Source organism: Candidatus Electrothrix sp., from assembly GCF_052785085.1.
The window spans coordinates 1-11856 of the sequence record NZ_JALAAI010000116.1 but is presented as its reverse complement, the minus strand read 5'-3'; the positions used below and the strand labels follow the sequence as shown (position 1 = coordinate 11856).

Annotated in this window: 8 protein-coding genes and 1 tRNA gene; 2 read left to right on the top strand and 7 right to left on the bottom strand. The window is 47.7% G+C overall.

All coding sequences use genetic code 11. From position 1 onward, the window contains the following. The first annotated feature begins 296 nt into the window (after positions 1 to 296). Positions 297 to 3674, top strand: coding sequence for a type ISP restriction/modification enzyme (locus L2082_RS15550; RefSeq protein ID WP_446010034.1), 3378 nt, complete (start codon positions 297 to 299; stop codon positions 3672 to 3674). Positions 3675 to 3819: 145 nt separating this feature from the next. Here the strand turns inward: L2082_RS15550 and L2082_RS15545 are convergent. Next, a tRNA-Leu gene (locus L2082_RS15545) sits at positions 3820 to 3907 on the bottom strand. Positions 3908 to 4011: 104 nt separating this feature from the next. Between L2082_RS15545 and L2082_RS15540 the strand changes: the two genes are divergently transcribed. Further along, entirely contained in the window at positions 4012 to 4854 is an 843-nt protein-coding gene (locus L2082_RS15540; protein WP_446010033.1) for an MBL fold metallo-hydrolase, read from the top strand. 56 nt (positions 4855 to 4910) lie between these two features. On the opposite strand, the gene pyrH is transcribed toward L2082_RS15540, so the two are convergent. The 6 genes from pyrH to L2082_RS15510 all read right to left on the bottom strand — a co-directional run bounded on the left by pyrH (position 4911) and on the right by L2082_RS15510 (position 11697). Next, the gene (gene pyrH / locus L2082_RS15535) at positions 4911 to 5618 is read right to left on the bottom strand and encodes a UMP kinase (protein WP_446010032.1); all 708 of its coding nucleotides are present in this window, start codon (positions 5616 to 5618) and stop codon (positions 4911 to 4913) included. Positions 5619 to 5800: 182 nt separating this feature from the next. Then, the gene (tsf, locus tag L2082_RS15530) at positions 5801 to 6394 is read right to left on the bottom strand and encodes a translation elongation factor Ts (protein WP_446010031.1); all 594 of its coding nucleotides are present in this window, start codon (positions 6392 to 6394) and stop codon (positions 5801 to 5803) included. Positions 6395 to 6546: 152 nt separating this feature from the next. Then, a complete protein-coding gene (gene rpsB, locus L2082_RS15525) occupies positions 6547 to 7326 on the bottom strand; it encodes a 30S ribosomal protein S2 (protein WP_446010030.1) in 780 nt (259 codons plus the stop codon). A gap of 326 nt (positions 7327 to 7652) precedes the next feature. Further along, a complete protein-coding gene (locus L2082_RS15520; protein ID WP_446010029.1) occupies positions 7653 to 8240 on the bottom strand; it encodes a YdcF family protein in 588 nt (195 codons plus the stop codon). 261 nt (positions 8241 to 8501) lie between these two features. Beyond that, complete coding sequence (locus L2082_RS15515; RefSeq protein ID WP_446011058.1) at positions 8502 to 9512, bottom strand: histone deacetylase family protein; 1011 nt, start codon at positions 9510 to 9512, stop codon at positions 8502 to 8504. A gap of 55 nt (positions 9513 to 9567) precedes the next feature. Next, positions 9568 to 11697 (bottom strand): P1 family peptidase, encoded by a 2130-nt coding sequence (locus L2082_RS15510; protein ID WP_446011059.1) that lies wholly within the window; start codon positions 11695 to 11697, stop codon positions 9568 to 9570. Between the last annotated feature and the right edge of the window lie 159 nt (positions 11698 to 11856).

The following is an 11856-nucleotide window of genomic DNA, read 5'->3' as shown; positions in this document are numbered from 1 at the left end:
GATTGACAGAAGCGGGCTTTTAGCTTGTTAATTTGGTGACCGATTTTTTTGATTGGTTTTGAAAATGTCATATGTCTCTCTGTAGCTTATTGATGTGAAAATTTCATTATTACAAGAAATCAATAGCCGTGTCAATATGTTATGACATCTGTGGCTAAATTAATTTTCTGAATTCTCAATAAATACAACTCGTTCATAAAGGCCAAGCCTTAAAGTCGTGCCATTAGGATGAAGGGAGCATCAGAGCGAACGACCCGGAACCCATGCGCCGGGCCGTGGCCTTCTGCCCGAAGATTTTGGAATCAAAAAAGATTACCGGCATTTTTAACGAGTCCGCAGAGGTCTATCTTGACGACCTGCCCGAAGCACGGAAAGAGCGCATGGTGTCGGTTGCGTCCCGGCATATTGACGGCACCATGTCAGCCCCGGAACGGGATGAGCTGTTGAGCTGGCTCAAGGCGGATACGGAAAGCAATGAATGCCGCATTCTCACAAATGTACGCTGTTTGAGTGAAGGGGTGGACGTGCCCACCCTGGATGCGGTCATGTTTCTGTCCGCCCGCAATTCACAGGTGGATGTGGTGCAGTCCGTGGGCCGGGTGATGCGCAGAGCACCGGGCAAGCAGTACGGCTATATCATCATTCCCGTGGTGGTGCCCTCGTTTATGGAAGCGGACAAGGCCCTTGACGACAACGAGCGGTACCGGGTGGTGTGGACGGTGTTGAACGCCCTGCGTGCCCATGACGACCGGTTCAACGCCATAGTCAACAAGATAGACCTGAACCGGGAAAAGCCGGATAATATCCTGGTCGGGCGGCCTGATTATCCCCTTGATGACGGGGGAGCATTGCCGCTGTCCACCGGTGAAGCCCGCCCGGAATATGAAACAGGGCAAAATAAGTACGAACAGCTGAGGTTGCAGTTTGCGGAGCTGCAAGGGGTTATCTATGCCCGGATGGTCAAGAAGGTAGGCAGCCGTACCTATTGGGAGCAGTGGGCAAAGAGCGTGGGGCGGATTGCCGAACGGCAGGTGGAGCGGATCAACCGTTTACGAGCCGATGACAGGAGCCATGAAAAAGCCTTTGCCGATTTTCTCACCGGGTTGCGCAATAACATCAATCCGGGCATTTCCGAACAGGAAGCCGTGGAAATGCTTTCCCAGCACATCATAACAAAACCGGTGTTTGAGGCCCTGTTTGAAGGCTATTCCTTTGTGAGCAACAACCCTGTTTCCGTGGGTATGCAGTCCATGCTTGACCTGCTGGAAGCCGGGGCAGCCGTGGAAAAGGATACCGCAGCCCTGAAAAAGTTTTATGATTCCGTGCGGCGGCGGGCCTCCGGGATTGACAACGCCGAAGGAAAACAACGGATCATCATTGAGCTGTACGATAAGTTCTTTAAAACCGCGTTTCCGAAGATGGTGGAACGGCTGGGCATTGTGTACACGCCGGTGGAGGTGGTAGACTTCATCATTCATTCGGTGGACGATGTGCTGAAAAAAGAATTCAAGCGCAGCCTTGCCGATGAAAACGTGCATGTCCTTGACCCTTTCACAGGGACAGGAACCTTTATTACCCGTTTACTGCAAAGCGGCCTGATTGATCAGGACAACCTGCCCCGCAAATTCCGGCATGAGTTGCACGCCAATGAAATCTTATTGCTGGCCTATTATATCGCTGCCGTGAACATTGAAAACGCCTATCACGATGCAGCCGGGAACGAGGAATACACGCCCTTTGACGGCATCTGTCTGACCGATACCTTTCAGTTGGGAGAGAGCGACGGCAGCGAAAAACTGTTTTCCGAGATGATGCTGAAGAATTCGGAACGGGTGGAGGAACAGAAAAAGGCCCCGCTCCGGGTCATCATGGGCAATCCTCCCTATTCCGTGGGCCAGAAATCAGCCAATGATAATGCGCAGAATCAGGAGTATAAACAACTGAACAGACGCATTTCGGAAACCTATGCAGCGGCCACCACGGCCACAAACAAGAACTCTCTCTATGATTCCTATATCAAGGCGTTTCGCTGGAGTACCGACCGTTTAGACCCGGAACACGGGGGGATTATCGCCTTTGTGTCCAACGGGGCATGGCTGGACGGCAACAGTGCGGATGGATTTCGTAAATGCCTGGAAAAGGAATTCTCCGCTGTCTATTTGTTCAATCTGCGGGGAAACGCAAGAACCCAGGGGGAATTGAGAAAAAAAGAAGCCGGTAACGTATTTGGAAGCGGTTCACGCACCCCTGTTTCAGTCACTCTGCTGGTAAAAAATCCCAAAGCAAAGCAGGATAAAGCGGTCATTCATTACCATGATATCGGGGATTATCTGAGCAGAGAGGAAAAGCTGAAGATCATCAGAGAATTTCGCTCGGTCGGCAGTTCGGCCATGCCGTGGCGGATTCTCAAGCCTAACGAGCATGGAGACTGGATCAACCGGCGCAATGATGCGTTTGCCAATTTTATTCCGCTGGGAGACAAGAAAGGGAAAACAAATTCGTTTTTTCAACCATATTATAGTAATGGGGTTAAATCCAATCGGGACGCATGGGTATATAATTTCAGTAGAGAAACTGTTCAGAACAGCATGAAGACATCTATTGATATATATAATAAAGAACTTGAAGGATATATAACTGCTCAGGAAAGTAATCCAAATTTGACAGCCGACAATTTTGTTGATTTCAGCAATAGGATGATTTCTTGGATATACGAAACCAAAAAACATCTGGAGAAAAAGATAGCACATCAATTTGTTAATGATGATATAGTTACAGCTTTATATAGACCATTCGTAAAACAGCATTATTATTTTAATAACGATTGGAATAACCGTTTATACCAAATTCCGAAGCTTTTTCCATCTCCTGAACTGGATAATCGGGTGATTTGTATTACCGGAGAAGGCAATTTAGGATTTTCAACATTAATATCTGATTCTATTCCTGACTTATGCTTTACCAAATATGGAAATGGTGGCAGTCAATGCTTCCCCCTCTACTGGTACGAAAAACCCCAGGAAAAGCAACTTGACCTGTTCAGCAGCAACGATTCCGAATACATCCGCAGAGACGGTCTGTCTGATTTCATCCTCAAACGGGCAAAGAAGCAGTACGGCAAAAGCGTAACCAAGGAAGATATTTTCTATTACGTGTACGGCATCCTGCACAGCCCGGAATACCGCACCGCCTTTGCCAACGACTTGAAAAAGATGCTGCCCCGCCTGCCCCTGCTTGATAAGGCTGCCGATTTTTGGGCCTTCAGCAAAGCGGGCCGGGCCTTGGCTGATCTGCATATCAACTATGAGGCCGTGCCCCCTTGCGAAGAGGTAACCGTGACAGGAGCGGACAGCGGCTTTTTCCGGGTGGAGAAAATGCGTTTCCCCAAGAAAGGGCAACAGGACAGTATCCTGTACAATAGCAAAATAACCCTTTCCGATATACCGGGGAAAGCCTATCAGTACGCGGTCAACGGTAAATCCGCCGTGGGATGGATCATGGAACGCTATCAGGTCAAGACCGACAAGAAAAGCGGCATCACCAACGACCCCAACGACTGGGCCGAAGAGGTCGGCAACCCGCGTTATATTCTGGATGTGCTGCTCAGTGTCATCAATGTGAGCGTGCAGACCGTGGATATTGTGGAGGGGCTACCGAAGATTGATTTCGGGTGAAATTTCAAAAAATTGATCCATCCAAAAGGAATGATATCAACGGGGAAATAACAGACAAACTCGGAATAAAAAGAAAAGAAAACCCGCTAACTTATTGAGCAAGCGGGTTAAAATGGACATTCACGGAAGTGAATGGAATATACTATGGTGCCGGAGGTCGGAGTCGAACCGACACGGGCGCAAGGCCCGCTGGATTTTGAGTCCAGTGCGTCTACCAGTTTCACCACTCCGGCTGAAGTGCTGATATATATACCGCAAAAACCATTTTACAGTCAAGAAAATTGATGCGCCAGGATACGTTATTTATAAAACACCTCTGCCCTCCTCTGGACCAACCATGAAATTCTGCGTTCTCGGCTCTGGTTCCAAGGGCAACTGCACCCTTATTGAATCCGGCACAACCCGTCTTCTCATTGATGCAGGCTTTTCCGGCAAGGAAATCAGCCGCCGTCTGGCCTTGATTAATCGTTCCCCGGAAGATCTGGATGCCATCCTGATCACCCATGAACACGGCGACCATATCAGCGGAGTCGGGATTCTCTCCCGGCGCTGCAACCTGCCGGTCTATGCCAATCCTGCAACGCACCGGGCTGCGGAAACACGGATCAAAAAGCTTCATCAGTATTGGGAATTTGAAACCGGCACTGGCTTTGTTCTCAACGATCTGGATATCCACCCTTTCCGTATCTCCCACGATACTGCCGACCCGGTGGGCTTTCTGATCTCAGACGGCGTGAACTCAGTGGCCTCTTGCACGGACACAGGCAAGATCACCACCCTGATCCGTCAGCGTCTCCGTCAGTGTAACGCATTAATCCTGGAATCAAACTACGACCCTGTAATGCTTCATACCGGCCCTTATCCCATGCATATCAAACAACGGGTTCGTTCCAATCAGGGACATCTGGCCAATAACGATGCAGCGACCTTTCTTGTTGAACTCTGCACAGCCAAGGTCCAGCATGTAGTGCTGGCCCATCTCAGCGAGACCAATAATCACCCTGATCTGGTGACAGATTTAATCCGGCGGGAGCTGGCCCTGTGCAACCCGAGGTTCAGTCTGGAGCTGGCTTGTCAGGATCGACCGAGCCGATTTATCACGGTGGGGGAAAGCAACAACGAACAAGAGGAAAGAGAAGGAGAAAAAATGATCCCGGATTGTATTGTGGAACCAGGGTAGAGGAGAGGAGGGGGTTAAGGGCACGGCACGCCGTTGCCCCTACAACAACGACCGAATCAGGCCGTAATCAGGGTTCCCACATCCTCACCAGTAGCGGCCCGGACAATATTGCCTTCTTGCTTCATATTAAAAACCAAAAGCGGCAGATTATTATCCCGAGCCAGAGAAATACCAGCAGCATCCATGACCCGCAACTCTTTTTGCAGAACCTTGGTGTAGGTCAGGCGATCATAGCGTACCGCATTCCTGTCTTTTTCCGGGTCACGATCATACACGCCGTCCACTCTGGTGGCCTTCATCATCACATCAGCCTCAATCTCCAGAGCACGGAGGACGCCGCCAGTATCTGTGGTAAAATAAGGATTGCCGGTACCAGCGGCAAAGATAACAACCCTGCTCTTTTCCAGATGCTCAATAGCCTTAACCCGAACATAGGGTTCACAAACATTGCGCATGGTAATGGCAGACATGACCCGACAGGGAACGCCGATCTGCTCCAGCCCATCCTCCATGGCTAAGGCATTAAGGACCGTGGCCAGCATCCCCATATTATCCGCAGCCGCACGATTCATACCACCAGCAGCACCAGATACTCCGCGAAAAATATTCCCTGCCCCAATGACCAAGGCGACCTGGGCACCCTGTTCCTGAATCTTTTTGATTTCCTGGGCCACGAAACTGATCATGTCCGGGCTGATACCATAGGTACCATCGCCCATCAGGGCCTCACCGCTTATTTTAAGAAGGATTCGTCGAAACTGCATATGCTACGCCTCCGCTGGCAGGAAAGTTCTTGCATTGAACGCCAGGTCTTCATAACATTGCGACCTGGAAAAAAGTGGCGGGGAACTCCCCGTTTTCAGAGGTGGAATTGCAGGGGCAGACCTGTATGTCTGCCCGGCATAAAAGGGTGAACACAGAGGTTCGCACCTACGCCACGCAATACTTATGCACCGAGTTGGTAACGGGTAAACCGTTTTACAGAGATGTTCTCTCCCATCTTGGCGACCAACTCATTGAGCAGATCCTGCACAGTCAGATCAGGGTTCTTGATGAACTTCTGCTCCATCAGGCAGTTCTCAGCAATGTACTTGTCAATCTTGCCGGTAACCATCTTCTCAATAATGTTGTCCGGTTTGCCAGACTCCTTGGCCTGATTAACATAGATCTCGCGCTCGCGCTCAACCATATCCTGGGGTATCTCTTCCCGGGTAATAGCCAAAGGACCAACCGCTGCAATATGCATGGCAATATCCTTGGCAAAGGCCAGGAAATCATCGGTCTTGGCAACAAAGTCAGTCTCGCAACCGACCTCAACCATAACCGCAAGCTTGCCGCCTGCATGTACATAGCACTCAATGGTTCCTTCAGAAGTGGCGCGATCCGCACGTTTTGCAGCAACAGCAAGACCTTTCTGGCGCAGCAGATCTACAGCTTTTTCCAGATCACCTTCTGTCTCTTCCAAGGCCCGCTTGCAGTCCATCATGCCTGCATTGGTCTTACCCCGTAACTCTTTGACCATTTGGCTGGTAATTTTCACTGTCTTCTCCTTTTACTCCAAATATGTTTTCTTCCGGTTTTGTACCGGTAATATAATTTTTAGCAGCAGAAAGGGGCGAACACACTGGTTCGCCCCTACAGTCCTTCTTACCCCCCAAAAAAAGGGAGGGATGTAGTTTATATACCTTGTAGTTACGCTTGCTGGGCCTGCTCTTCCTGACCAGCATCAGCCTGTTCACCACTCATGGCAGCTTCCATCTCATCAAGGTTGCTCACATCTTCCCCGGTTTCTGCCTTGCCTTCCAGGACTGCATCAGCAATCTGCGAGGTAATCAGGCGGATGGCGCGAATCGCATCATCATTACCAGGAATGAGGTGCTCAATGCCTTCTGGACTACAGTTGGTATCAGTCAGCGCAACAACCGGAATATTCAACTTTTTGGCCTCACTGACAGCGATCTCTTCCTTCCGAGGATCAATAACAAAAAGGACATCAGGAAGTTTACGCATATTCTTGATGCCGCCAACATTGCGCTCAAGTTTAACACGCTCTTTTTCCATCTTGAGGATTTCATTTTTCGGGAAACGGTTGATGCTGCCGTCTTCCTGCATGGCCTCAATGGCTTTCAGACGGTCAACAGAGTTCTTAACAGTCTGAAAGTTAGTCATCATACCACCAAGCCAGCGGTGGTTGACATAGTACATACCGCAACGGGAGGCCTGCTCTTTCATGATAGCCTGGGCCTGACGCTTAGTGCCAACAAACATGATATTTCCGCCTTCAGCCACAGCATTTCTGATATAGCCAAACGCTGTGCGGAACATTTTCATGGTCGCATCAAGGTTGATGATATAGATGCCATTACGCGGTCCATAGATGTAGGGTTTCATCTTTGGATTCCAACGTCGGGTCTGATGTCCGAAATGCAAACCAGCCTCAAGCATCTCCCGCATGGTAACTTTTGGTGCCATTTTCCTTCTCCTTTATGGTTATTACCTCCACTCCTGTGCCAATCCCTGTCATTATCTGATCAGGAACACCAAAGGACATATGGTCGGAGTGTGTGTCGTTTTGCTTCGGTCAGATGTATCCAAAGCGTTAAATTAAGCAAATTTTGTTTATTACCACATAGAATGAATTACATCAAGACAATCTGGACAAAAAATACTGATGAAGAGAGAAAAAGATGAGTTAAGGCTAACTTACCTGGAGATAAATCACCAAAAAGCTATTGGCGTAATGCCCCTTCTCGGGACAGTGGAGTAGCTGTGTAGAACGTAGATACTGCTCATGCCAATTACGCCCCAGTGAACAGATATTGCTGATAAAAATACATCTCTCTGAGAAGAAACATTGCCTGCGTTCTCAAAGTCCTGTAACGGCTTGTCGAAGTGGGTGAAGATGCCACTGAAAGACCAATATCCTCCGCCATAACCATCGCCCTACTCATATGTAACGGGTCGCTGATAAGAATTGCAGAGTGTAGAGCATGCGATTTTAACAGCCTTTGGGCTTCAAGGAGATTTTGCAGTGTGGTTTTCGATACAGTCTCAATGAGAATATCCGAGGAATTAACCCCACGCTTAAGCGCATAGTTTCTGGCTACTTCCGATTCAGCATACTGTTTCCCGTTTCCAACTCCTCCGGTGAACAGGAGTTTCGCGACAATACCCTGCCGATAAAGCGCAATAGCATGCTTGATCCGTTCTTCAAACACAGGTGACGGAGTATTTTTCCAGACAGCTGCTCCCAGAACAATGGCAACATCGCTTTGAGGTGTTCTATTAATCATGGAAAATGCGATAATATCGCCAGCAAGATACAGCTCACAACTACTTGCAACAATAATGAGTACCACAGCAATCTTCTTATAGATTCTCCGCATAACACCAAATCATATAAACAACACAGGTTACATCAATACCTTCGCCATTCTGAATGGCGATCTTTCAGCAGAGGTTACAGTGTTTCAAAGAGTTAATAATTGACCTGTAAATTAAAAAACGGTCCGGGATTTGGCGGACAGAGTTTTAATTATTTTTATCTATACTCAACGAGTTACAGTGACAACCCACGAACACGTATTATAGCCCAATTAGCAAGCAAGTTGGGATGTAAGTCTGTTAGCTGAATGGCGAAGGTATTGTTACATGAACCCCGATAAAAAACTCTTTACGCATTGCCCAAGAACATCAACATTATATCCGCCTTCCTGGCAGACCAATGTTGGGATTTCCAGGGCCTTAAACTGCTGACCTATAGAAATATAGTCCTCTGTATTAATTTTTAATCCACCAATAGGATCGTCTCTATGCGTATCAAAGCCAGCTGAAATAATTAAAAAGCAAGGGTTAAACTCCTTTACTTTGCAGGTTATTCTATCAACAGCACCGCTATATTGTTCTATTTCTGTCTCCTTGGGCAAGGGTTCATTATGATTGGTACCAACAGCCTGACCTTTTCCTTTTTCGTCATCATACCCCCAAAAATAGGGATATTCATTGGTAGGGTCGCAATGAATCGAAGCAGTAAACACCGATTTTACTTCATCGAAAAATTCCTGCGTTCCGTTGCCGTGATGATAATCTATGTCTACAATAGCAACTCTCCCTTCCGGTAATAAATACTCGGCAGCAACAGCTGCATTATTAAAATAACAATACCCGCCAAAGACACGGGGGCCTGCGTGATGTCCCGAAGGTCGGCACAAGGCATAGACTGTTTGTTCCTGCCCTTTTCGAAGCAATTCCGCACCGGTCAGTGCAGTTTCAGCAGAGGCACGGGCCACTTCATATGTCTTCTTTTTTATGGGTGTCACAGCATCTGTACACCATATGCCGCCCCAAAGAGGTGAGTCAACTTTCTTCCTGAGATTTGCGTTCTCTCCAGGAAAAAGGTCGGGATAAAATTCTTCATCATCATCTTTTAACCCTGAAGCTGTATTCAGGATATAATCGTGGTACGGATGCAACCGTGCAATAAAGCGTTCGGGAAATTGCTGTGCCGTTATAAAATCAAAGCGATCATCAGAACGAAGGGCTTTTTTGATGGATTCAACACGAAGCGGGGTATCCTTGACCTCATATGTCTCTGGCCCAAGCTGATATTTCCAATACGGATTGTGCAAACTGTCGTTATACTTTTCAATGACTTTCATGAGATTATTCCCCTTTATTGCGTTTCATCCCCCGCCCCTTGAGGGGCGGGGTAGTTTATTTCAATAATTCAAGAATACGTTGATGCGGAACAGGCGGGCACCAGCGCTGTTCCCGTCCATTCATTCCATTGGAACAGAATATAGCATTTATCACCGCCTCTTCAGTGGCTTCGACAACAGCTTCATAAACCATATCAATGTAATTATCTGAGATCAATTTTAAGGTGATAAAGTTACTTTTGGAAGTATTCACCCGGGGCTTGCGGTTACCAGTACTGAAAGCAAGAATAATCTCCCCACTGGTTGCAGCGGCGTAAGAACCCGTACGCCCGAGGCCCAGAGCCGCTCGTTTGGCAACCCGATTAAGCTGACTGGTGATCAGTGGAATATCTGTAGCAACAACAACAATGATTGAGCCTTCTGATACTGTGCGACGTCCTGTCTGATCAAATTCCCTGTCAAGGCTTCTGCCCACAACACCACCATCAATTGTCAGGTTACGCATTTTCCCGAAATTGGAAAGCACAAGAACGCCCACTGTAAATGCCTTTCCTTCTGACACAGTAATAATACGTGATGAAGTGCCAATGCCCCCGGCAAAATCAAAACTTGTCATTCCCGTGCCAGCACCTATAGATCCTTGCTGCACCGGACCCGAGGATGCTGATTCCATAGCCTTCACAGCATCCTGGGCCGAACATATTCCCACCCGAACATCATTTAAAAAGGAATCGTCAGCTTCTCCGACAACCGGCAGGACCACGTCGGTTTCTGTACCAAGACGTGGATATTTTTTCAGCATGTGGTTGACCACGCCAGCATGAACCCGGCCCACAGAATGTGAGTTGGTTAACAGTATCGGCGTTTCCAACCAACCGGTTTCAATCACCTGCGTTAAACCTGCCATTTCACCGACACCGTTTAATATAAAGCCACCAGCAGCAATCCTGTTCGCATAGGCACGTCCGGCAGGCATAATTGCCGTAACACCGGTGCGGATATTGCTCTTCTCTGTTTGCCCCGGAATCTGAACATCATCTTCAAATCGTGAAACATGGCCGACACGAACACCTTTCACATCTGTGATGGCATTATGTACTCCGGGAGTCATCCAGCCGATTTGCATGCCCAGCTCCCTGGCACCGGGACGTGGATTTTCAAAGGCAATATCAGCCTTTTTTGTTTGCTTGGCAGATCTGATCGGAATACCATAGCGACGGGCCGCTGAACGTATCACTAAACGCAGGGCATCTCGAAATTCAAGGCCGCGCGAACGGGCAGCGGTCATAAGTGAGGCATCCGGGTGAAGACTGGGCAAAGGATTTAGCTCAATAAAATAAGGCGTTCCGTTTGTATGCAAGCGAATATCCACCCGTCCGAGATCAGGACAGGACATGATATCAAACACCTCCCGAGCCATCTTGTTCACAGCTTTTTCTTCATCTGCATTGATATTGGCAGGACAGACAACATTGACTGGTTCAGCGGCTTCTCCGCCCTGTTTCATATCATAGTCGTAAATATTATATTTTCCCCCGATCTTCTTAAGATCAAAGGTATGTTCAACCACGTCGAGTAATTTTCCCGGATAACTTTCAAGAAAGGGAATACTGAGCTCCCGGCCTCCGATATATTCTTCAACAACAAGGCCAGCAGGATAATGATTTAAAAGACGGTTTATTCTGGTCAGGGCAAGATCTCTGGTTTCAACGACTGAATCCTGGGTTATACCTTTACTTGATCCCTCTGAATTCGGTTTAATCATCAGGGGATACTGCAAATCATCAGGCAGGTTAAAGTCTTTGCCGGTAACCAAAATACCTTTCGGCACATTGACGCCATGATTGGACAAAACGGTTTTCGCAAGATGTTTGTCAAGATTGAGATGAAGAAGAGAGGCATTGCCGCCGGTAAACGGGATACCCATTTGCTCGTATAGTCCCGGATAAAACGCCTCCCTGGAACTCCCGATGGTTCCTTCTGCCAGATTAAAAATAAGATCAGGTTCGCTCTCAATCAGGCGTTCAATAACGTCATTGGGTTTACCAGACACCTCGACCACTGTCACCGAGTGGTGAAGACTGCTGATCGCCTCATGTATTCTGTTTATGTCTGCATCAGTAAGAAGTTCAGCTGTTGCTTCTGTATTATCTGTCCGAAGGTTGTACGCAATGGTGATTCTCATAAAATGATCTCCTGTTTTTTATTTCCCTTGGACAGGCCCCTGACAGCCTTTTTCTGCTAGCTGGTTAATCTTTTAATTTTACACCAGAAAAAAATGGACATTTGAGATTTTTCTGGTATTAATGTAATAAAAAACGATTTGTCATTGGTAACCAAGGGA